Annotated in this window: 18 protein-coding genes and 4 tRNA genes; 11 read left to right on the top strand and 11 right to left on the bottom strand. The window is 70.0% G+C overall.

Annotated elements, in window-relative coordinates:
- Nucleotides 1-129: 129 nt before the first annotated feature.
- The gene (locus ACFY30_RS22475; protein ID WP_390846946.1) at nt 130-447 is read right to left on the bottom strand and encodes an Lsr2 family protein; all 318 of its coding nucleotides are present in this window, start codon (nt 445-447) and stop codon (nt 130-132) included.
- Nucleotides 448-810: 363 nt separating this feature from the next.
- On the opposite strand from ACFY30_RS22475, the gene purS reads away from it, so the two are divergent.
- From purS to purM, 6 genes are all read left to right on the top strand, one after another.
- Nucleotides 811-1,074 carry a phosphoribosylformylglycinamidine synthase subunit PurS gene (gene purS, locus ACFY30_RS22470; RefSeq protein WP_390846945.1) on the top strand — a complete coding sequence of 88 codons (264 nt, stop codon included), beginning with the start codon at nt 811-813 and terminating at the stop codon, nt 1,072-1,074.
- Nucleotides 1,071-1,751, top strand: coding sequence for a phosphoribosylformylglycinamidine synthase subunit PurQ (purQ, locus tag ACFY30_RS22465; protein WP_390662295.1), 681 nt, complete (start codon nt 1,071-1,073; stop codon nt 1,749-1,751). The genes purS and purQ overlap by 4 nt, the downstream gene beginning before the upstream one ends.
- Entirely contained in the window at nt 1,748-4,006 is a 2,259-nt protein-coding gene (gene purL, locus ACFY30_RS22460; RefSeq protein WP_390846944.1) for a phosphoribosylformylglycinamidine synthase subunit PurL, read from the top strand. The genes purQ and purL overlap by 4 nt, the downstream gene beginning before the upstream one ends.
- A gap of 243 nt (nt 4,007-4,249) precedes the next feature.
- The gene (locus ACFY30_RS22455; protein WP_390846943.1) at nt 4,250-5,047 is read left to right on the top strand and encodes a sterol carrier family protein; all 798 of its coding nucleotides are present in this window, start codon (nt 4,250-4,252) and stop codon (nt 5,045-5,047) included.
- A 221-nt stretch (nt 5,048-5,268) separates the two neighbouring features.
- Nucleotides 5,269-6,795, top strand: coding sequence for an amidophosphoribosyltransferase (purF, locus tag ACFY30_RS22450; protein ID WP_390846942.1), 1,527 nt, complete (start codon nt 5,269-5,271; stop codon nt 6,793-6,795).
- Between the two features lie 45 nt (nt 6,796-6,840).
- Nucleotides 6,841-7,905, top strand: coding sequence for a phosphoribosylformylglycinamidine cyclo-ligase (gene purM, locus ACFY30_RS22445; RefSeq protein ID WP_390662299.1), 1,065 nt, complete (start codon nt 6,841-6,843; stop codon nt 7,903-7,905).
- An 81-nt stretch (nt 7,906-7,986) separates the two neighbouring features.
- Here the strand turns inward: purM and ACFY30_RS22440 are convergent, their stop codons facing one another.
- Nucleotides 7,987-8,238 carry a DUF3073 domain-containing protein gene (locus ACFY30_RS22440; protein WP_390662300.1) on the bottom strand — a complete coding sequence of 84 codons (252 nt, stop codon included), beginning with the start codon at nt 8,236-8,238 and terminating at the stop codon, nt 7,987-7,989.
- Nucleotides 8,239-8,548: 310 nt separating this feature from the next.
- Nucleotides 8,549-9,643 carry a Leu/Phe/Val dehydrogenase gene (locus ACFY30_RS22435; RefSeq protein WP_390846941.1) on the bottom strand — a complete coding sequence of 365 codons (1,095 nt, stop codon included), beginning with the start codon at nt 9,641-9,643 and terminating at the stop codon, nt 8,549-8,551.
- 244 nt (nt 9,644-9,887) lie between these two features.
- Between ACFY30_RS22435 and ACFY30_RS22430 the strand changes: the two genes are divergently transcribed.
- Nucleotides 9,888-10,730: a hypothetical protein gene (locus tag ACFY30_RS22430; RefSeq protein ID WP_390846940.1), complete on the top strand. Its 843-nt coding sequence runs from the start codon at nt 9,888-9,890 to the stop codon at nt 10,728-10,730.
- Between the two features lie 574 nt (nt 10,731-11,304).
- The gene (gene bldC / locus ACFY30_RS22425; protein ID WP_003949541.1) at nt 11,305-11,511 is read left to right on the top strand and encodes a developmental transcriptional regulator BldC; all 207 of its coding nucleotides are present in this window, start codon (nt 11,305-11,307) and stop codon (nt 11,509-11,511) included.
- 458 nt (nt 11,512-11,969) lie between these two features.
- Here bldC and ACFY30_RS22420 read toward each other — a convergent pair whose 3' ends face one another.
- The 8 genes from ACFY30_RS22420 to ACFY30_RS22385 form a co-directional block, all read right to left on the bottom strand.
- Entirely contained in the window at nt 11,970-12,209 is a 240-nt protein-coding gene (locus ACFY30_RS22420; RefSeq protein WP_390846939.1) for a DUF6274 family protein, read from the bottom strand.
- Nucleotides 12,210-12,506: 297 nt separating this feature from the next.
- A tRNA-Asp gene (locus ACFY30_RS22415) sits at nt 12,507-12,581 on the bottom strand.
- Between the two features lie 94 nt (nt 12,582-12,675).
- Nucleotides 12,676-16,665 carry an ATP-dependent RNA helicase HrpA gene (gene hrpA / locus ACFY30_RS22410; RefSeq protein ID WP_390846938.1) on the bottom strand — a complete coding sequence of 1,330 codons (3,990 nt, stop codon included), beginning with the start codon at nt 16,663-16,665 and terminating at the stop codon, nt 12,676-12,678.
- A gap of 68 nt (nt 16,666-16,733) precedes the next feature.
- Nucleotides 16,734-17,051, bottom strand: a complete 318-nt coding sequence (locus ACFY30_RS22405) for a hypothetical protein (protein ID WP_390846937.1) — start codon at nt 17,049-17,051, stop codon at nt 16,734-16,736.
- A gap of 213 nt (nt 17,052-17,264) precedes the next feature.
- Nucleotides 17,265-17,341, bottom strand: a tRNA-Phe gene (locus ACFY30_RS22400).
- A 24-nt stretch (nt 17,342-17,365) separates the two neighbouring features.
- A tRNA-Asp gene (locus tag ACFY30_RS22395) sits at nt 17,366-17,440 on the bottom strand.
- 38 nt (nt 17,441-17,478) lie between these two features.
- Nucleotides 17,479-17,551 (bottom strand) — tRNA-Glu (locus ACFY30_RS22390).
- Between the two features lie 80 nt (nt 17,552-17,631).
- The gene (locus ACFY30_RS22385; RefSeq protein ID WP_390846936.1) at nt 17,632-19,185 is read right to left on the bottom strand and encodes a metallophosphoesterase; all 1,554 of its coding nucleotides are present in this window, start codon (nt 19,183-19,185) and stop codon (nt 17,632-17,634) included.
- Nucleotides 19,186-19,268: 83 nt separating this feature from the next.
- On the opposite strand from ACFY30_RS22385, the gene ACFY30_RS22380 reads away from it, so the two are divergent.
- The 3 genes from ACFY30_RS22380 to ACFY30_RS22370 all read left to right on the top strand — a co-directional run.
- Entirely contained in the window at nt 19,269-19,619 is a 351-nt protein-coding gene (locus tag ACFY30_RS22380) for a metallopeptidase family protein (RefSeq protein ID WP_003999986.1), read from the top strand.
- An 85-nt stretch (nt 19,620-19,704) separates the two neighbouring features.
- Nucleotides 19,705-20,256: a hypothetical protein gene (locus tag ACFY30_RS22375; protein ID WP_390846935.1), complete on the top strand. Its 552-nt coding sequence runs from the start codon at nt 19,705-19,707 to the stop codon at nt 20,254-20,256.
- 336 nt (nt 20,257-20,592) lie between these two features.
- Nucleotides 20,593-22,412 (top strand): DEAD/DEAH box helicase (locus tag ACFY30_RS22370; protein WP_390846934.1); only part of this gene is annotated, 1,820 nt, incomplete at its 3' end.

Raw genomic sequence — 22,412 nt, 5'->3', positions numbered from 1 at the left:
CCGTGAGCTGGGCTTTTCGGCCCTGCCCGGCGGCGTGCCCCAGACATTAGCCGACGATGTGGGGGGTAACGCAAGTCGGTTGTCCCCGGGGCCCGCTGACGGACCCCGGGGGCGCCGGGACGGGGTGGCTCACTGCGCCTCGGCGAACGCCTCGTAGACCTTCTTGGGGATGCGTCCGCGCGCGGGCACGTCCATCTTGTTGGCCTGGGCCCAGGCACGCACGGCCGCCGGGTCGGGCGCGACCTCCGTCTGCCTGTACGCCTTGCCGGACTTCGACCGCTTGCGGCCGGCCTCCACGTAGGGCGCCAGGGCCTTACGCAGTTTCTTGGCATTGGCTTCATTCAGGTCGATCTCGTACGACTTGCCGTCGAGTCCGAAGGCGATCGTTTCCGCCGCTTCCGAGCCGTCGATGTCGTCAAAGAGAGTGACCACGACCTTCTGCGCCACGAATATCGGTCCCTTCGTGCGACAGCTCTGCGATGACGTGCCAAGACGTCACGGAGATGTCGACTGTCCGCCAGTTATGGGGCAAAGTATCGGCTATTGCCATTTCATTTGTACAGTGCCCGGCAATCGAATGTGAAGCTCGACTAAATCTCCCCGCGTGTCCCAGGGCAATAGGGAACGCGCAGGTACCCCGGATCTTTCCCTGAACTTTTCGTGAAGGCACTGGTCCGATACCTGATCGTGATGGCGCTCACGTAGATTCCTACAACTCTACCCGCGTAGAAATTTTGTGCGGGTAGTCTGAAGGTGCCTGTCGGAGACACCTGCAGGAACCTGCTCAGCACCACACCACCGGGAGTGCCAGTGGCACGCGTCGTAGTCGACGTCATGCTCAAGCCGGAGATCCTCGACCCCCAGGGCCAGGCGGTGCAGCGCGCACTGCCGCGTCTGGGTTTCGAGGGCGTCTCCGACGTACGTCAGGGAAAGCGATTCGAACTGGAAGTTGAGGGCCCGGTCGACGAGGCCGCCCTCGCCCGCATCCACGATCTTGCGGAATCCTTCCTCGCCAACACCGTGATCGAGGACTTCACCGTCAAGGTGGAGGAAGTCGCGGAGGCCGCGAAGTGACCGCTCGTATTGGCGTCGTCACTTTTCCGGGCAGCCTCGACGACCGGGACACGCAGCGCGCGATCCGCCTCGCGGGCGCGGAGCCGGTCGCGCTCTGGCACAAGGACAAGAACCTCCACCAGGTCGACGCGGTGGTTCTGCCGGGCGGTTTCTCGTACGGCGACTATCTGCGCGCCGGAGCCATCTCCCGCTTCTCGCCGGTGATGGAGACCGTCATCGAGCAGGCGAAGGCCGGGCTGCCGGTCCTCGGCATCTGCAACGGCTTCCAGATCCTCACCGAGGCCCATCTGCTCCCCGGCGGGATGCTCGGCAACGACCACCTCCACTTCATCTGCCGCGACCAGAAGCTGCGGGTGGAGAACGCGGACACCGCCTGGACCGTCGACTACGAGTCCGGCCAGGAGATCCACATCCCGCTGAAGAACATGGACGGCCGGTACGTCGCCGACCGGTACACGCTGGACAAGCTGGAGGCGGAGGGCCGTGTGACCTTCCGGTACCTCGACTTCAACCCCAACGGCTCGCTCAACGACATCGCCGGCATCACCAACGAGGCCGGCAACGTCGTAGGCCTCATGCCGCACCCGGAGCACGCCGTCGAGCCCCTCATCGGGTCGGGCCGCACCGACGGTCTCCCGTTCTTCACCTCGATCCTCAAGAAGCTGGTCAACGCATGAGCCGGACGCCTCTGGACACGGTCGAGCACGCGGCCGCGACCCCCGACGTCGAGCTGCCCTGGGCCGAACTCGGCCTGAAGAAGGACGAGTACGAGCGGGTGGTGGAGATCCTCGGCCGCCGCCCGACCGGCGCCGAGCTCGCCATGTACTCCGTCATGTGGTCCGAGCACTGCTCCTACAAGTCGTCGAAGGTGCACCTGCGCCAGTTCGGCGAGAAGGCCCCGCAGTCCGACGCGCTGCTCGTCGGCATCGGTGAGAACGCCGGTGTCGTCGACGTCGGCCAGGGCTACGCGGTCACCTTCAAGGTCGAGTCGCACAACCACCCGTCCTACGTCGAGCCCTACCAGGGCGCGGCCACGGGCGTCGGCGGCATCGTCCGCGACATCATCGCCATGGGCGCGCGCCCGGTCGCCGTCGTCGACCCCCTGCGCTTCGGCGCCGCCGACCACCCCGACACCAAGCGCGTCCTGCCGGGCGTCGTCGCCGGCATCGGCGGCTACGGCAACTGCCTGGGCCTGCCGAACATCGGCGGCGAGGTCGTCTTCGACGCCTGCTACCAGGGCAACCCGCTGGTCAACGCCGGTGCCATCGGCGTGATGCGGCACGAGGACATCCACCTCGCGAAGGCCTCCGGCGCGGGCAACAAGGTCATCCTCTACGGGGCTCGCACCGGCGGCGACGGCATCGGCGGCGCGTCGATCCTCGCCTCCGAGACCTTCGACGACGCCAAGCCCTCGAAGCGCCCCGCCGTCCAGGTCGGTGACCCCTTCCAGGAGAAGCTGCTCATCGAGTGCACCCTGGAGGCCTTCAAGGAGAAGCTGGTCGTCGGCATCCAGGACCTCGGCGCGGCCGGTCTGTCCTGCGCCACGTCCGAGCTGGCCTCCAACGGCTCCGGGGGCATGCGCGTCACCCTGGACGACGTCCCGCTGCGGGACTCGACCCTCTCGCCCGAGGAAATCCTCATGAGCGAGTCGCAGGAACGCATGTGCGCGGTCGTCGAGCCGGAGAAGGTCGACCGCTTCCTGGAGATCTGCGACAAGTGGGACGTCATCGCCACCGTCATCGGTGAGGTGACCGACGGCGACCGCCTGGAGATCTTCTGGCACGGCGGCAAGATCGTCGACGTCGACCCGCGCACGGTCGCGCACGACGGCCCGGTCTACGAGCGCCCGTACGCCCGCCCCGAGTGGCAGGACGCCCTCCAGGCGGACGACGCGAACAAGCTGCCGCGGCCGCGGACGAGCGAGGAGCTGAAGGACCAGGTCCTCAAGCTCGTCAGCTCGCCCAACCAGGCCTCCAAGAAGTGGATCACGTCCCAGTACGACCACTTCGTCCAGGGCAATACCGTCCTCGCCCAGCCCGAGGACTCCGGGATGATCCGGATCGACGAGGAGTCCGGCCTCGGTGTCGCCATCGCGACCGACGGCAACGGCCGGTACGCAAAGCTCGACCCGTACCACGGCGCCCAGCTGGCGCTCGCCGAGGCGTACCGCAACGTCGCCACGACCGGCGCCAAGCCGCTCGCCGTCTCCGACTGCCTGAACTTCGGCTCGCCCGAGGACCCGGCCGTCATGTGGCAGTTCGCGGAGGCCGTGCGCGGTCTCGCCGACGCCTGTCAGCAGCTGGGCACACCGGTGACCGGCGGCAACGTCTCGCTCTACAACCAGACGGGCGAGGTGGCCATCCACCCCACCCCGGTGGTCGCCGTCCTCGGTGTGATCGACGACGTCGCGCGCCGCACGCCGGTCGCCTTCCAGGAGGAGGGCCAGCTGCTCTACCTCCTCGGCGACACCCGCGAGGAGTTCGGCGGCTCGGCCTGGTCGCAGATCGTCCACGACCACCTCGGCGGTCTGCCGCCGAAGGTCGACCTGGAGCGCGAGCGGCTGCTCGCCGAGATCCTGATCTCCGCCTCCCGCGACGGCATGATCGACTCCGCCCACGACCTGTCCGACGGCGGTCTGATCCAGGCGGTCGTCGAGTCGGCGCTGCTCGGCGGCAAGGGCGCGCGTCTGGTCGTACCGGACGGGCTCGACGCGTTCACCTTCCTCTTCTCCGAGTCGGCCGGCCGCGCCGTCGTCGCCGTCCCGCGCTCGGAAGAGGTCCGCTTCAACGACATGTGCGGCGCCCGGGGCCTCCCGGTCACCCGCATCGGTGTCGTCGACGGCGACACCGTGGACGTCCAGGGCGAGTTCGCGCTCTCCCTGGAGGAGCTGCGCACGGCCCACGAGGAGACGATCCCGGCGCTGCTCGCGTAGGCGCCGGCGAGGGACCGCCCGCCGGTCCCCGCGCGTATCCGCGTACGACGCGAAGGCCCCGACCGCCCAGCCGGCCGGGGCCTTCGCCGTCCCCGCCGCAGGTCGCAACGGGTCCCGCACCGGCGCCGCGGGTCCCGGCGCCGAGGAGGAGGCCCGGGGCCGGCTGGGGAGCAGCGGTCGAACGGCCTGATCGCGTCCGGCCGCATGCGCGCAGGGTTGGTGCGCAGGGTTAGTCTCACGGCCATGCCTCCGGCCAAGAAGCGCACACGTGCCTACGACCCCGCCAGGACCCGGGCAGCGGTGCTGGCCCAGTTCGCGAACGTACGGGAGGCGGTCGCCGGCCTCGCCCCCGAGCAGCTCGCGCTGCCGACGCGGCTCGGGCAGTGGACCGTACGGGAGCTCGTCGCGCACATCGGGATGGCCCTCACCGCCATCGAGCGTTCCCTCGCCCGGCCGGAGCCGCCGAAGCGGGACGCCGTGCTCCTGGACTGGCCGTTCGCGACCGCCGCGAGTTCCCCGGCCATCGACGAGTTCACCCGGCGGCTGACCGAGGAGCACCCCGACCTGGACGCCTACCTCGCCGGTGTCGCGCACCGGCTCGTCGAGCAGCTCGACACCCACCCCGGGACCCGGCTGCTGGAGACCAACGCGGGTGCGCTGCCCCTCGCCGACTACCTGGTCACGCGCGCCGTCGAGCTCGTCGTCCACACCGACGACCTCAACGCGGCCGTGCCCGGCCTCGCCGTCCCGCTCGACCGTCAGGCCCTCGCGTGCACCACCCGCCTCCTCGCGGACGCCCTCGCGGAGAAGGCGCCCGGCGGCGCGACCGAGGTGCGCGTCCCGCCGTACGCCGTCGTGCAGTGCGTCGAAGGCCCCCGGCACACCCGTGGCACCCCGCCGAACGTCGTCGAGACCGACCCGCTGACCTGGATCCGGCTGGCGACCGGACGGCTGACGTGGACCGAGGCGGTGGCGGCGGCGAAGGTGAGCGCGAGCGGCGAACGGGCCGACCTGGGAGCGCTCCTGCCGCTGCTGTCCTGACCCCGGGCGTGCCGAATGATGTGCGACACCTCACTCGTGCATACGGACCGCGACCTCACGGGCCCGCCCCGGTGGCCTCCCCGCGTCCCACGGGATCGCCGTACATCGCCTCTGACCTGCGCAAACAAGTCGATCATGGACGGGTCGAGCCGACGAAGATCCAGTTACCGGCAGGTATCCCCAATTCGGACCAGTGGTCGATCTCGCCTACACTCGGTGGTGTGCCACGTGGTGACGGTCGACTCAGTCATGATCTGCTCCCCGGCGAGAAGGGCCCCCAGGACGCTTGCGGCGTCTTCGGGGTCTGGGCTCCCGGTGAAGAGGTCGCCAAGCTCACATACTTCGGGCTCTACGCCCTCCAGCATCGGGGTCAGGAATCCGCGGGAATCGCGGTCAGCAACGGCTCCCAGATCCTCGTCTTCAAGGACATGGGCCTCGTCTCCCAGGTCTTCGACGAGACCTCGCTCGGTTCGCTCCAGGGTCACATCGCGGTCGGACACGCCCGCTACTCGACCACTGGCGCCTCCGTGTGGGAGAACGCCCAGCCGACGTTCCGCGCCACCGCGCACGGTTCGATCGCGCTCGGCCACAACGGCAACCTCGTCAACACCGCCCAGCTCGCCGAGATGGTCGCCGACCTGCCCAAGCAGGAGGGCCGCTCTCCGCGTGTCGCGGCGACCAACGACACCGAGCTGCTCACCGCGCTCCTCGCGGCCCAGGTCGACGAGGACGGCAAGCCGCTGACCATCGAGGCGGCCGCCCACCAGATCCTCCCGCAGGTCAAGGGCGCCTTCTCGCTCGTCTTCATGGACGAGCACACCCTCTACGCGGGCCGCGACCCGCAGGGCATCCGCCCGCTGGTCCTCGGCCGGCTGGAGCGCGGCTGGGTCGTCGCCTCCGAGACCGCCGCCCTCGACATCACGGGCGCCAGCTTCGTCCGCGAGATCGAGCCGGGCGAGTTCGTGGCGATCGACGAGAACGGCCTCCGTACCTCTCGATTCGCGGAAGCGAAGCCCAAGGGCTGTGTCTTCGAGTACGTGTACCTGGCCCGCCCCGACACCGACATCGCCGGCCGGAACGTGTACCTCTCCCGGGTGGAGATGGGCCGCCGGCTCGCCAAGGAAGCCCCCGCCGAGGCCGACCTGGTCATAGCGACCCCGGAGTCCGGCACCCCGGCCGCCATCGGCTACGCGGAGGCCTCGGGCATCCCCTTCGGCGCGGGTCTCGTGAAGAACGCCTACGTCGGCCGCACGTTCATCCAGCCCTCGCAGACCATCCGCCAGCTCGGCATCCGCCTGAAGCTGAACCCGCTCAAGGAAGTCATCAAGGGCAAGCGCCTGGTCGTCGTCGACGACTCGATCGTGCGCGGCAACACCCAGCGGGCGCTGGTGCGGATGCTGCGCGAGGCCGGCGCCGCCGAGGTCCACATCCGGATCTCCTCCCCGCCCGTCAAGTGGCCCTGCTTCTTCGGCATCGACTTCGCCACGCGCGCGGAGCTCATCGCCAACGGCATGACCATCGACGAGATCGGCACCTCGCTCGGCGCCGACTCCCTGGCGTACATCTCCATCGACGGCATGATCGAGGCGACCACCATCGCCAAGCCGAACCTCTGCCGCGCCTGCTTCGACGGCGAGTACCCGATGGAGCTCCCCGACCCCGAGCTGCTCGGCAAGCAGCTGCTGGAGACGGAGCTGGCCGCCGGCCCGGCCGCCACGGCCGCCGCCGACGCCATTCGCCGCCCGTAGACGGCCCGTAACAACTGCCGTACGACACGAAGGTTCTCACTAGCCATGTCTGAGACAACTGGTGCCAGCTACGCAGCCGCGGGCGTCGACATCGAGGCGGGCGACCGCGCCGTCGAGCTGATGAAGGAGTGGGTGAAGAAGACGCAGCGCCCCGAGGTCCTCGGCGGCCTCGGCGGCTTCGCCGGCCTCTTCGACGCCTCCGCCCTCAAGCGCTACGAGCGCCCCCTGCTCGCCTCCGCCACCGACGGTGTCGGCACGAAGGTCGACATCGCCCGTCAGCTCGGCGTCTACGACACGATCGGCCACGACCTGGTCGCCATGGTCATGGACGACATCGTGGTGTGCGGCGCCGAGCCGCTGTTCATGACCGACTACATCTGTGTCGGCAAGGTGCATCCCGAGCGTGTCGCCGCCATCGTCAAGGGCATCGCCGAGGGCTGTGTGCTGGCCGGCTGCGCCCTGGTCGGCGGTGAGACGGCCGAGCACCCGGGCCTGCTCGGTGAGGACGACTTCGACGTGGCCGGCGCCGGTACGGGCGTCGTGGAGGCCGACCGGCTGCTCGGCGCGGATCGTATCCGCACGGGTGACGCGGTGATCGCCATGGCGGCCTCAGGGCTTCACTCGAACGGGTACTCGCTGGTCCGGCACGTCCTGCTGAACCAGGCGGGCCTCTCCCTCGAGGCGCGGATCGACGAGTTCGGCCGCACGCTCGGCGAGGAGCTCCTGGAGCCCACCAAGATCTACTCGCTGGACTGCCTGGCCCTCACCCGCACGACCGACGTGCACGCCTTCTCGCACATCACCGGCGGTGGACTCGCGGCCAACCTGGCCCGCGTCATCCCCGACGGACTGCACGCGATCGTCGACCGCTCCACCTGGACCCCGGCCCCCGTCTTCGACCTCGTCGGCAGGACCGGCTCGGTCGAGCGGCTGGAGCTGGAGAAGACGCTGAACATGGGCGTCGGCATGATCGCGATCGTGCCCGAGGAGTCGGCCGACGTCGCCCTGGCCACCCTGGCCGACCGCGGTGTCGAGGCCTGGGTCGCCGGCGAGATCACCGAGCGCGGTGAGCACACCACGGGCGCGGAGCTGGTCGGCGACTACGCCTGACAGCCGGCCGCGCGCCCCGCGCACAGCACAAGACCCGGTCGGTGACCGAAGTCACCGACCGGGTGAGTGCTCAAAGCGAGGTCAAGCGCCGCGACGGTGTTGGTGGGAGGAGTCCTCTTCGTCGTCCTCGTCGTCGTCCCCGTACAGCTCGGCGTACCGTGCGTACGGGTCGTCGTCTTGCTCATCGTCCTCGAACGGTTCGCCATTCGGCGGCATGTTCGATGGCGATGCGCCCAGCTCTTCGGCCAGGCGTGAGAGATCCGTCCCGCCGCTGTTGTACTTCAGCTGGCGGGCGACCTTCGCTTGCTTGGCCTTGGCCCGGCCGCGCCCCATGGCTCGACCCCCTCAACGACGGGGCTCGCTGGCCCCAGGTTGACACGCGTTCATGATCCAGAACGGTCTCTCCTCGGAGAGCCCGCCGTAGGGCTCCCACGGTACCTGAGCCCACGCCCGTACGGTACGTCGCCCGTAGCACGCGCGTGTGCGCAGAACCTGTGAGACGCCCCGTCCTCGCTGGTCAGTGGCGATTTTAACCACTTATTGGCGGCCGACCCGCCGGGAAGAGTGAGAGTTCTCTCTAACTTTCCACCCGGCGGTACCGGCCAAACCCTCGGGGCGCCTCCGGCGGACCGCTAGCGGAACGTCACCATCCGCGCGCCTGAGCCGCCTCGTGCATCCGCTGTTCCGCGATCCGGTCCGCCGCCGCGGCCGGCGGAATCCCGTCTTCCTTCGCACGTGCGAAGATCGCGAGGGTGGTGTCGAAGATCTTCGACGCCTTCGCCTTGCACCGGTCGAAGTCGAAGCCGTGCAGTTCGTCGGCGACCTGGATGACCCCGCCGGCGTTCACCACGTAGTCCGGCGCGTAGAGGATCCCGCGGTCGGCGAGGTCCTTCTCGACACCGGGGTGGGCCAGCTGGTTGTTGGCCGCACCGCACACGACCGAGGCCGTCAGCACGGGCACCGAGTCGTCGTTCAGGGCACCGCCGAGGGCGCAGGGGGCGTAGATGTCGAGCCCCTCCACCCGGATCAGCGTCTCGGTGTCGGGGACGGCCGAGACGCCCTGCGGGTGCCGGTCGAGGATGCGGCGTACGGCGTCCTCGCGCACGTCCGTGACGACGACCTCGGCGCCCTCGGCCCGCAGGTGGTCCACCAGGTGGTGGCCGACCTTGCCGACGCCCGCGACGCCGACCCGGCGGCCGCGCAGCGAGGGGTCGCCCCAGGTGTGCTGGGCGGAGGCCCGCATGCCCTGGTAGACGCCGAAGGCGGTCAGCACGGAGGAGTCGCCGGCGCCCCCGTTCTCGGGGGAGCGGCCGGTCGTCCAGCGGCACTCACGGGCCACGACGTCCATGTCGGCGACATAGGTGCCCACGTCGCAGGCGGTCACGTACCGGCCGCCCAGCGAGGCCACGAAACGGCCGTAGGCGAGCAGCAGCTGTTCGGTCTTGATCGTGTCGGGGTTCCCGATGATCACGGCCTTCCCGCCGCCGTGGTCCAGCCCGGCCATGGCGTTCTTGTACGACATCCCGCGCGCGAGGTTCAGCGCGTCGGCGACGGCCTCCGCCTCGGTCGCGTACGGGTAGAAGCGGGTTCCGCCGAGGGCGGGCCCCAGCGCGGTGGAGTGCAGGGCGATGACGGCCTTGAGGCCGGTCTTGCGGTCCTGGCAGAGCACGACTTGCTCGTGACCCCCTTGCTCCGACTGGAACAGGGTGTGCAGGACGCCGTTGTCTACGTCGGTCACGGTGGTGACTCCTGGGTAACTGGCGGCGGTTCGGACGCAGGCGCCCAAGGGGTGGCGGGGCCTGTGGCACGAGGGTAGAGCCTGTGGGGCCCGGCGAAGGCGTACCGCTCGGGATCACCTCCTCCGGAACGCGCGATCACCTCCTCCCGGAGTACACGCGTGCGACGATCTGCAGGCATTTCCCGCGTCGCCGGGCGCGGGGACGATCAGGTTTCCCGGCCGGTGGGCGGGGGAGGGAGCAGGCGTGCCCAAGGTGTCCTCGGTGATCGTTCCCTACGCGTCGTATCTGCGCGTGTACGAGCCGCTGGCCGCCTTCCCCGAGCCCGAGCGCACCCACTGGGCGCGCTACGCCCGCCGCCCCGACCGCCCCTCCTACCAGGACGAGCTGCGCCGCTCCCTGGCCGACCTGCTGCCCACCCCGCCGGTCGCGGTGCCGGTGCACGAGAGCGGTGAGGCGTTCGTGGCCGAGGTGGACGGGGTCCTGCACGTGTGCCCGTGGCGGACCCGGCTGCGCGGCTGGCAGGCCCTGGAGGAGCTGGGCGACGAGCTGCCCCGGCCGGTCCTGGAGGCGGTGCTCCCCGAGGTCGTACGGCTCCAGGCGGCGAAGGACTACGAGCGCTGGCGGGAGCGCAACCCCGACGCGCGCCCCTGGATCCGCTCGGCGACCTGGCAGGTGCCGATGGACTGGTTCGTGCTGGTCTCCGACGAGGAGCGGGTGTACGAGAAGGGGACAGCCGAGGTGGCGCCCGTGCTGCGGTACCGCACCCCGATGGTGCAGGCGCGGCGCCGGGTGGCCCGGGGGCTGCGCGCGCTCAGGGAGGCCATGGACGAGGGGCCGCTGATCGACGGGCTGCTGGACGTGGGGCGCTGGCTGGAGGAGTTCCATCCGCGTTCGCTGGTGGAACTGGACTACGGCGGCCTCGTCCACACCCTCCCGGCCGGTCATCTGGAGGACGACCACTCTGCGGCGGACGTGGCCGAGGGCATCGAGGCCCTGCGGGCGGGCGACGGGGCCGCCGCGGGCGAGGCGTACGCGCGGCTCGTGGAGCGGTGGCGGACGGTCCGGGACCGGCGCTCGGCCAACTGACGGCATCGTGCATTCTGTGAACTGACGATGTGACAGAGGCGACAGCGCTTTCATAAGTGACCTGCGTCACGGCCGAAATGGGTCGAACAGCGTACGGTCATCCGCACTTCACGGAACTGACGGGATGTAGGTCCCCATACGTGCTTATGTCGCAAGGGTGACGGACCGCACGTACGCGGCCCTTGCGTCTCTTGCCCCTCCTCGTGCCAAAATAGGACAAGGAGTCCGGGGAGGACTCCATCCGCCTACTTATGCTCCATCGTGGGGGGAATCTCAGCATTGCACGCTTTGGGGGGTCTGGTGACTCCTGAGCGCCCCTGTGACTGATCGTCACAGTGACGTGACTGTCCGCTATGGCATGGTCCATCGGCTTCCGTCGCCGATGAACACCTGGGGGGCAATTCCATCGGTTTGGCCGACGCGGCTGGACAGATGGTGTAGTTGTAGTGCCGAGGACAAGCCGTTCGTCCTATAACCGACTCGACTCGCGTCCGCCATTTCGGGCAACGCGGGTCAAGGTGCAGAATTTAGAGGAAAGAACCGAGAAGGTTCGGTTCTCCCGAGGAGGCCGCTCATGACCGCTCGCACCCCTGATGCTGAGCCGCTGCTGACCCCGGCTGAGGTCGCCACCATGTTCCGCGTCGACCCCAAGACGGTCACGCGGTGGGCGAAGGCCGGCAAGCTCACGTCGATCCGCACGCTCGGCGGACATCGCCGTTACCGCGAGGCAGAGGTCCGCGCCCTGCTGGCGGGTATCCCGCAGCAGCGCAGCGAGGCCTGAACAACTGAATAACCGGGCAACACAGCAGGTCCCCCAACCTGTTCGGACGCCCGGAACCTAGCTCCAAGCGACGTGGGTCCTGCCCCAACAGGCCCCTCGCCCTCTGGGAACGTCGTCGATCGCGCTGGACTCCGCCGGGTCCAGCGCGATCTTTTTTGTGCGCTTGCGGCCGCCCGTGGGCGCCCGCGGAGCTGTATCGGGTCGCCCTGTGAGCGACCCTGTCGGAGTCTGGGGAGGCGGTGCGGGGGTTCCCGGGAGCACCCTCCGGACATCCCTGCGGACATCCTCCACAGTGGTGCAATTGCACATATTAAATTGACCAGTTGCAGGTGACTGGTAAGTAGGCCCGGTTCCAAAACTTATGCGGTGACACCCGTCACATGCCAGTGGCCTTGTCGCCACCCGCTCCTCTGCGCTAGAGGAGCGAGGGCAACTCCGCCTGCCGGCGCAGTCGTTGATCAGGCCGTCGAGGGACTCTCGTCCTCGAGGGCGTCGCCGAGGGCGTCCTCAAGGGTGCTCTCGAGGGAGTCGTCCAGGGTCTCCCCGGGCGCCTGGGTACCCCGTGGGGCGCCGTCCATGGCGAGCCGCAGTAAGCGGTGGCAGATCGGGCAGTGGCGGGTCAGGTGCCCGTACGACGACGCGGCCGACAGGTGCGCGCGGAGCAGTGCCCGCGTCTCGTGCCTAGCCGCTGCCGCCATGAGCCACCTCCGGGAAGGCCACGCGGGAGCGTGCCCTGAGTTCTGGGGTACCGAGGGAAAGTGACGCCGTCAAGGGCGCCGGTGGCGATGCGGACACCGGGAGAACCCGGGCACACCGACCGGAGGGGCGGGGAGGGGCCGGCGGGGCGGGAGTCTGCCGGGGAGGCGGGGAGGCGGGGAGGCACGGAGGCCGGCGAGGCGAGAGGGCCGCGGGCCAGGGGCAGGAAGACCGGGGGCAGGCAGGCCGGGTCGAGAACGCGAAGAAGCCCGGATCTTCGGATCCGGGCTTCTTTACTGCGGTCCTGACGGGATTTGAACCCGCGGCCTCCACCTTGACAGGGTGGCGAGCACTCCAAACTGCTCCACAGGACCAGGTTTCGCGGCACTTCGTCTTGCGCTGTGCTGCGAGAAGGACTGTACAGGAGGGTGAGCCCCCTGGTCGAACTCACCCTCCGTGGAGCGTCCGTCACGGAGCGGCGGCGTCGATCGCCTTCACGATCCGCTTGTCCGAGACCGGGTACGCCGTGCCCAGCGCGTGGGCGAAATAGCTGACCCGGAGCTCCTCGATCATCCAGCGGATGTCCAGGACCTGCTGCGGCACCGGCCGGCCCGGCGGGAGCTGCTCCAGGAGCCAGGCGTACTCGTCCTGCATCTCATGGACCTTCTCCATGCGGGTGGTGTCCCGCTGGACCCCTGTCGGCATCTGCTGCAGACGCCGGTCGGCGGCCACCAGATAGCGCATCAGGTCGGGCAGCCGGCGCAGGCCCGCCCCCGTCACGAAGCCGGGCTTCACGAGGGCGTCCAGCTGTTTGCGCACGTCGGCCAGGTTCGCCAGCAGCGTGGGGCTGCTCACGGCCTTCAGGCGGCGCTCACAGGCCTGCCAGGCGGCGAGGACCTGCTGCACCTGCCCGACCGTGCGCACCGTCGTGTCGACGATCTCCGCGCGCACCTTGTCGTACAGCTTCCGGTACGACTCCTCGTCCCACGCCGGCCCGCCGAAGTCGCCGATCAGCTTGTCCGCCGCCGCCATCGCGCAGTCGTCGAACAGCGCCTGTATCGAGCCGTGCGGATTGGCCGACAGCGCCAGCTTCTGAGCGTTCGTGAGCTTTTCGGAAGCGAACTTCGCGGGATTGACCGGAATGTTGCGCAGGATGAGCCGCCGGGTGCCCTTCCACATCGCCTCCGCCTGCTCCGCCTCGGTGTCGAAGAGCCTGACCGACACCGTGTCGCCGTCGTCGACCAGCGCGGGGTACGCCTTGACCGGCTGGCCCGCGCGGCGGGTTTCGAAGACCTGGGTGAGCGAGCCGATCGTCCAGTCCGTCAGCCCCTTGCGTTCCAGGGACTCGCCGCCCTGCCGTTCGGCGGTCGCCGCGGCCGCCTGGGAGAGGGCCTGGCGCGCCTTCGGCTTCAGGCGCAGCTTCAGCGCCTCAAGGTCCTTGTCCTCGGCGAGCTTGCGGCGCCGCTCGTCGACGATCCGGAAGGTGATCTTCAAATGGTCGGGGATCCTCGACCAGTCGAAGTCCTCCGCCTCGAAGGGAACGCCGACCATGCGCTTGAGGTCGCGGGCCATCGCCGTGGTCAGGGGCTCCGGGGGCGGCGTCGAGCCACCGGCGGACGACGGCACCGCCTGGTCCAGGAAGCGCTTGGCGAAGTTCGGCGCCGGCACGTAGTTGCGGCGGACCGGCTTCGGGAGGGAGCGGATCAGCTCCGTGACGACCTCTTGCCTGAGGCCCGGGATCTGCCAGTCGAAGCCCTCGTCCGTGACCTGGTTGAGCACCTGGAGAGGGATGTGGACGGTCACACCGTCCGCGTCCGCGCCCGGCTCGAACTGGTAGGTGACCCGGAACTTCAGCTGCCCCTGCCGCCACGAGTCCGGATAGTCGGCCTTGGTGACCGCCTCCGCCGACTCCCGGATGAGCATCTCCCGCTCGAAGTCCAGGAAGTCCGGCTGTTCCTGCCGCTTGCGCTTCCACCACGAGTCGAAGTGCGCCCCGGACACCACGTGTTCCGGAACCCGCTGGTCGTAGAAGTCGAACAGCGTCTCGTCGTCGACCACGATGTCCCGGCGCCGCGCCCGGTGCTCCAGCTCCTCGACCTCGCTGAGAAGCCTGCGGTTGTCCGAGAAGAACTTGTGGTGCGTCCGCCAGTCGCCCTCCACCAGGGCGTTGCGGATGAAGAGCTCGCGGGAGACCTCCGGGTCGATCCGGCCGTAGTTCACCTTCCGCTGGGCGACGATCGGTACGCCGTACAGCGTGACCTTCTCGAACGCCATCACGGCCGCCATGTCCTTCTCCCAGTGCGGCTCGCTGTACGTCCGCTTCAGGAGATGGCCGGCGAGCGGCTCGACCCACTCGGGCTCGATCTTCGCGTTGACCCGGGCCCAGAGACGGGACGTCTCCACGAGCTCGGCGGACATCACGAAGCGGGGCGTCTTCTTGAACAGCGCCGAGCCGGGGAAGATCGCGAACTTGGCGCTCCGCGCGCCCAGGTACTCGTTCTTCGCGCCGTCCTTCACGTCCTTCATGCCGATGTGCGAGAGCAGGCCGGCGAGGAGCGAGACATGGATGCTGTCGCCGGAGGCGTCCTGCTCGTTGGGATGGATGCCCATCTGCTTGGCGACGGTGCGCAGCTGCGTGTAGATGTCCTGCCACTCGCGGATGCGCAGGAAGTTCAGGTACTCCTGCTTGCACATCCGGCGGAAGGACGACGAGCCCCGCTCGCGCTGCTGTTCGCGGACGTACCGCCACAGGTTGAGGTAGGCGAGGAAGTCGCTGGTCTCGTCCTTGAAGCGGGCATGCTGCTGGTCGGCCTGGGTCTGCTTGTCGGCCGGGCGCTCGCGCGGGTCCTGGATGGACAGCGCGGCGGCTATGACCATGACCTCGCGGACACAGCCGTTCTTCTCGGCCTCCAGGACCATGCGGGCCAGACGGGGGTCGACGGGCAGCTGGGCGAGCTTGCGGCCGGTCTGCGTGAGCCGCTTGCGCGGGTCCTTCTGGGCGGGGTCGAGGGCACCCAGTTCCTGCAGCAGCTGCACGCCGTCGCGGATGTTGCGGTGGTCCGGCGGGTCGATGAAGGGGAACTTCTCGATGTCGCCGAGGCCGGCCGCGGTCATCTGCAGGATCACGGAGGCGAGGTTCGTACGGAGGATCTCCGCGTCCGTGAACTCCGGGCGGGCGTTGAAGTCGTCCTCGGAGTACAGGCGGATGCAGATGCCGTCGGAGGTACGGCCGCAGCGGCCCTTGCGCTGGTTGGCGCTGGCCTGCGAGATCGCCTCGATCGGCAGGCGCTGGACCTTGGTGCGGTGGCTGTAGCGGCTGATGCGGGCGAAGCCGGGGTCGATGACGTACTTGATGCCCGGGACGGTGAGGGAGGTCTCGGCGACGTTGGTCGCCAGAACGATCCTGCGGCCGGTGTGCGGCTGGAAGACGCGATGCTGCTCGGCGTGGGAGAGACGGGCGTAGAGCGGAAGCACCTCGGTGCGCTGCCAATCAGCGCCTCCGGCGCGGGGGTACTTCTTCTCCAGGGCGTCCGCCGTGTCGCGGATCTCCCGCTCGCCGGAGAGGAAGACGAGGATGTCGCCCTGCCCTTCGCCCATCAGCTCCTCGACGGCGTCGCAGATCGCGGTGATCTGGTCGCGGTCGGAGTCCTCGCTCTCCTCCTCCAGAAGCGGCCGGTAGCGCACCTCGACCGGATACGTCCGCCCGCTGACCTCGACGATCGGGGCGTCGCCGAAGTGCCGGGAGAAGCGCTCGGGGTCGATGGTCGCGGAGGTGATGACGACCTTGAGATCGGGGCGCCGGGGCAGCAGCTGCGCCAGGTAGCCCAGCAGGAAGTCGATGTTGAGGGACCGCTCGTGGGCCTCGTCGATGATGATCGTGTCGTAGGCGCGCAGCTCGCGGTCCGTCTGGATCTCGGCGAGCAGGATGCCGTCCGTCATCAGCTTCACGAAGGTGGCGTCCGGGTTCACCTGGTCGGTGAAGCGGACCTTCCAGCCGACGGCCTCGCCGAGGGGGGTCCGCAGCTCCTCCGCCACGCGCTCGGCGACGGTGCGGGCGGCGATACGGCGGGGCTGGGTGTGCCCGATCATGCCGCGCACGCCCCGGCCCAGCTCGAGACAGATCTTCGGGATCTGGGTGGTCTTGCCGGAGCCCGTCTCACCGGCCACGATGACGACCTGGTGATCACGGATGGCGGCCGCGATCTCGTCCTTCTTCTGGCTGACCGGGAGCTGCTCGGGGTACGTGACGGCGGGCATACGGCCGCGCCGCAGGGTCATCCGCTCCTCGACCTGTGCGACCTCCGCCTCGATCTCGGCGAGGACGGCGGCACGGGCCTCCGGCTTGCGGATCTTGCGCGCACCTTCGAGCCTGCGCCCGAGCCGGTGCGCGTCGCGCAGGGACAGCTCGGCCAGGCGGGGGGCGAGGGCGCCGAGGGCGGGGGCGGGATGCGTAGACATACGCGATCCAGGATCTCATCCCGGCCAAATTCGTGGCGAACCCTTTTGTTCCCCGGGCGGGGCGCGGGTCAGGGCGTGCGCTGTGCGGGCGGTGCGTCAGGGGTCTCCACCGCGTGCCGGGTCCGGGGCTCGCCGAGGGCGATGGACTTGGCGGTGTTGGAGACGGCCTTGATACCCAGGTAGGCGGTGGTCATGCTGCTGACGGCGGTGAAGGCCGCGGTCAGCACGCCCACGATCACGGATGTGTCGCCGTCGAGCTGCCAGACCCCGAAGACCGCCACCGCGGCGATCGCCAGATTGCTGACCACCACGGCCAGCAGCCCGTACCGGGCCCGGTCCCTCTCCAACGCGTCATCCGGCACAGCCCTGGCCCCGCCCCGACTCATCCCCGCCCCCGCATCCCCTACGACGATCAGCCAGAACGTAGCGCTGCGGGAAAGGGTCTGCCAAGCAGGACGGAGAAGCGGAAGGTGTGTTGATGCGGCGCAGCAAGCTCTTCCCGCAGGGCCCGCTCCAGCCCCCTGCCGTAGCACTGCCGTCGGAGCGGCAACGAAAGACCCCCGTCGGAATCCCGACGGGGGTCTTTGCGCTGTTCAGCGTGGTGGCTGGGGCCGGGGTCGAACCGGCGACCTTCCGCTTTTCAGGCGGACGCTCGTACCAACTGAGCTACCCAGCCACGAGGTTTCACGTGAAACCTCAGCGGTCCTGACGGGATTTGAACCCGCGGCCTCCACCTTGACAGGGTGGCGAGCACTCCAAACTGCTCCACAGGACCAAGCTGTTGTGTACGACAGTGTCGCACACGGTGTTGCGTGCCCCCAACGGGATTCGAACCCGTGCTACCGCCTTGAAAGGGCGGCGTCCTAGGCCGCTAGACGATGAGGGCTATCGGCCCGCCTGGGCGCTTCTCAGCGCGTCGGGGACGTGAGAAGCATATGGGATGGCGGGAGGGATCGCCAAAACGGTTTACGGGGAGGGGGTGGACGGGGCGGGAGAGGCGGGGGTCCGGCTCGGGGGCGACGGGGTGGAGGAGGACGGCGGAGTCGGGGTGGGGGAGGCTCCGGGCTGGTTCTCCTTGGGGAGGTGGCGGCTGACCTCCGCCGTGGTCAGGCCCAGGCCGCCCAGTTCGATCTCGTCCCAGGCCTGCAGCCGCTTGCTGTCGCGGTCGAAGTAGAGGATCGACGCCTCGATCGGGTCGGGGTACTCGCCCTCGACGGCGCGCAGGCCGCTGCCGCCCGTCGAGCCCTCCACGCGCAGCCGGGTGCCGTTCTTCATCACCTCCATCTCCTCGTGGTGGAGGTGGCCGGAGAGGACGAGCGGGACCGTGCCGTCCGTGCGGCGGGCGGCGGAGGGTTCGTGGACGACGGCCACGTCGACGGGGGTGCCGGCGGTCGTCTGGGCGCGCAGCGCCTCCGCCAGCCGGTCGCCCGCCGCCTCCTGGGACGCCCCGGCGCCCGGGACGGAGGAGCGGTCCGGGGTGAACTGGGGGTCGCCCGTGCCCGCGAAGCGCAGGCCGGCGATGGTCTCGGCCCGGCCGTCGTCGAGGACGTGCACGTTCTTGATGCCCTCCAGATAGCTCTGGGTGGCACGGGAGTCGTGGTTGCCGCGGACCCAGACGTACGGCGCTCCCAGGTCGGCGACCGGGTCGAGGAAGCCGTTCTCGGCGGACGTGCCGTGGTCCATGGTGTCGCCGGAGTCGACGATCACGTTCACCTTGTACTGCTCGACGAGCGAGGCGATGATCTTCCAGCTCGCGGGGTTGAGGTGGATGTCGGAGACGTGCAGGACGCGGACCGTGCTGGGGTCGGGCTGGTAGGCCGGGAGCGTCGAGGTGACGTCGTAGAGCTTGGTCACGTTGGTCACCAGCCGGGCCAGCTCCTGCTGGTAGACGTCGAACTCGGTGACGATGCTGCGGGCGTTGCCGACGAGGGAGGGCGCGGAGGAGAGCAGCCCGGAGAAGCGGGGTTCGAGGACCGACTTGGGGTTCCAGGTGGCGTACGCGGTGGCGCCGGAGGCGGCGAGGAGGCCGAGGGCGAGGCCGCCGGCGGCGAGGGCGCGGCGGGGGCGGCGGTAGACGGCGAGGCCGAGGGCGGTGGCGCCGGAGACGACGGCGACGCAGGAGCGTACGGCGAGGTCGAGGGTGCCGTGCTGGACGTCGTGGGCGACCTCGTCCTGGAGGCCGGAGAGGCGTTCCGGGTGGTCGACGAGGGCCTGGGAGCGGGCCGGGTCGAGCTGGTCGACGTTCACGTCGAGGCGGACCGGCGCGGTGTGGCTGTCGAGGGTGAGGGCGCCGAGCGGGGAGACGTTGATCTTGGTGCCGCCGGTGAGGGAGGGGCGCAGGGTCATGGTCGTGTTCATGGGTCCGACCGGTGCCCGGACGTTCCCCACGACCAGCAGGCCCAGCCAGGCGCCGAGGAGGACGACGGCGGTGAGGCCGAGGGCGCGGGACCAGGGGTGGGGGCGGGGCGAGAGGTCGAGGGCGGTGGCGGGGGGCGTACGGGGGACGCGGACGCGGGCCATTGGTGCCGTATGCCCGGGTGTGCGTGCGGGTATGCGGACGTTCCCGCTCTCCCCGAGGCGGTGGTGTACCCGACAATGGGCCTGTGCTGGAGATGACGCGCGAGGAGTTCGAGGAACTGGTCGCCGAGGCGCTGGACCGGATTCCGCCGGAATTGACGCGGCTGATGGACAACGTCGCGGTGTTCGTCGAGGACGAACCCCCGGCGGACGATCCCGAGCTGCTCGGGCTGTACGAGGGGACTCCGCTGACGGACCGCGGTGAGTGGTACGCGGGGGTGCTGCCGGACCGGATCACGATCTACCGGGGGCCGACGCTGCGGATGTGCGAGACGCGGGAGGAGGTCGTCGAGGAGACCGAGGTGACGGTCGTGCACGAGATCGCGCACCACTTCGGCATCGACGACGCCAGACTGCACGCGCTGGGCTACGGCTGAGCCTTGGCGCAGGGGGCGCGTGTCCTCCTGTGGGCGCTGGGAGTTGGGCAGGTCGACTCATTGCGCCTGCCCCGGAGGTGGCCCCGTGCGCCCCAAGTACGTACCCGTTCGCCTGGCCGCCACCGTCCTGGCCGTCGCCGCGGCCGCCGGCTGTATGAGCGTGGGGGATGACGCGGACGGCCGGGCCAGGCCGTCGCACTCGGCGGGGCACCACGGCGGTGAGGGGACGGCCGGCGGGCCGGCGGGTGTGGGCGGCGGCTACATGGGCGGCGCGGGCGCGGACGGCAAGCACGGGCACGGGAAGGGCAGGGGGAAGGGCCGGGCGAGTGCCTCGGCGTCCCCGTCGGCCTCTGCCTCGGCGGGCGCGAGCGGGTCGGCGTCGGCGGGGCCCGTGAAGCCGGGGAAGAGCGGCGAGAAGCCGGGGCCGCCGAACCCGCCCAAGACGCAGCCGACGCCGCCCGCCCACTCGCCGGACCCCGACCCGGAGCCGCCCGCGCCGTCGCCGGAGCCGCCGTCGCCCACGCCCGAGCCGACGGTCGCCGAGCCGTCGTCGTCCGCGCACGAGGACAGCGGCGGCGGGACGGGCCCCCAACTGGCGCAGCGGGAACCGGCCCCGCAGGCGGGGTCGCCGGTGTGAGGGCCGGGCCGGCGGGAGGCGGCCGGGGCGGCGCGTTCCGGAGCCGGGAGGGCGGCCGTCGGCTCTCCCGGGGGTGTGGCCGAGGCGGCTCCGCCGGGCCCGGCCCGAGGGGCGTGACGAGCGTCTCGCGGAGATGGCGGGCACCCGATTTGCCTTCGGTAGGGCAGGGTGCGTATGGTGGTAGATCGTTTGATCCCATTTGCCCGGCGCCACCACAGAGCGCGCCGTGTGGCGCGTACTCTCCCTTGCCGTGGCGGACCGCATTGAGGCGGTCGTAATGCGAACACGGAGTTGACGGGCGCGTGCCGACGAGACTCCGGAAGGTTTCGCTTACGCATGTCCATTTCCAGTACTGATCACGCCGTCCTGCCCGAGAACACCGAGGCCGGCGACATCGACGCGGTCACCGACGAGATCATCGGGGCCGTCGAGGTCGACGAGATCGTCGAGTCCGACGAGACCTCCGACCTCACCTTCAGCGACCTGGGTCTGCCCGAGGGTGTCGTGCGCAAGCTCGCGCAGAACGGTGTGACGGTCCCCTTCCCGATCCAGGCCGCGACCATCCCGGACGCCCTGGCCGGCAAGGACATCCTCGGCCGTGGCCGCACCGGCTCCGGCAAGACCCTCTCCTTCGGTCTGCCGACCCTGGCCATGCTGGCCGGCGGCCGCACCGAGAAGAAGAAGCCCCGCGCGGTCATCCTCACCCCCACCCGTGAGCTCGCGATGCAGGTCGCGGACGCCCTGCAGCCCTACGGCGACGTCGTCGGCCTGAAGATGAAGGTCGTCTGCGGCGGTACGTCGATGGGCAACCAGATCTACGCCCTGGAGCGCGGCGTCGACATCCTCGTCGCCACCCCGGGCCGGCTGCGCGACATCATCAACCGGGGCGCCTGCTCCCTGGAGGACGTGCAGATCGCCGTCCTCGACGAGGCCGACCAGATGTCCGACCTGGGCTTCCTGCCCGAGGTGACGGAGCTGCTCGACCAGGTGCCGGCCGGCGGCCAGCGCATGCTCTTCTCCGCGACGATGGAGAACGAGATCAAGACCCTCGTCGACCGCTACCTGAACGACCCGGTCAGCCACGAGGTCGACGCCGCCCAGGGTGCCGTGACGACCATGTCGCACCACATCCTGATCGTGAAGCCCAAGGACAAGGCGCCGGTCACCGCCGCGATCGCCTCCCGCAAGGGCCGCACCATCATCTTCGTCCGCACCCAGCTGGGCGCCGACCGCGTCGCCGAGCAGCTGCGCGAGGCGGGTGTGAAGGCGGACGCGCTGCACGGCGGCATGACCCAGGGCGCCCGTACGCGCACCCTGGCCGACTTCAAGGACGGCTACGTCAACGTCCTCGTCGCCACCGACGTCGCCGCGCGCGGCATCCACGTCGACGGCATCGACCTGGTGCTGAACGTGGACCCGGCCGGCGACCACAAGGACTACCTGCACCGGGCCGGCCGCACGGCGCGTGCGGGCCGTACCGGCACGGTCGTCTCCCTGTCGCTGCCGCACCAGCGCCGCCAGATCTTCCGGCTGATGGAGGACGCGGGCGTCGACGCCGCGCGCCACATCATCCAGGGCGGTGCCGCCTTCGACCCGGAGGTCGCCGAGATCACCGGCGCCCGCTCGATGACCGAGGTCCAGGCGGAGTCCGCGGGCAACGCCGCCCAGCAGGCCGAGCGCGAGGTCGCCCACCTCACCAAGCAGCTGGAGCGGGCGCAGCGCCGCGCGACCGAGCTGCGTGAGGAGGCGGACCGGCTGGTCGCCCGGGTCGCCCGCGAGCGCGGCGAGGACCCCGAGGCCGCGGTGGCCGAGGCGCAGGAGCAGGCCGAGGCCGAGGTCCAGGCGGCGGTCGAGGCCTCCGTCCCGGAGCAGCCGGCCGCGCGGGACGTCGACCGGGGCGCGCGCGAGGAGCGCACGTCGTCGTACGAGCGTCGTGACAACCGTGGCTTCGAGCGTCGTGACGACCGTGGTGGGCGTTCGTTCGAGCGTCGTGACGACCGTGGTGGCCGTTCCTTCGAGCGTCGTGACGACCGGGGTGGTTTCAACCGGGACCGTGACCGCGACAACCGTGGCTTCGAGCGTCGTGACGACCGTGGTGGGCGTTCGTTCGAGCGTCGTGACGACCGTGGTGGCCGTTCCTTCGAGCGTCGTGACGA

This window comes from Streptomyces sp. NPDC000345, from assembly GCF_042898825.1.
Lineage (GTDB): Bacteria > Actinomycetota > Actinomycetes > Streptomycetales > Streptomycetaceae > Streptomyces.
Note: the sequence above shows the minus strand (reverse complement) of the source record. Positions and strands in the feature narration are given on the sequence as shown.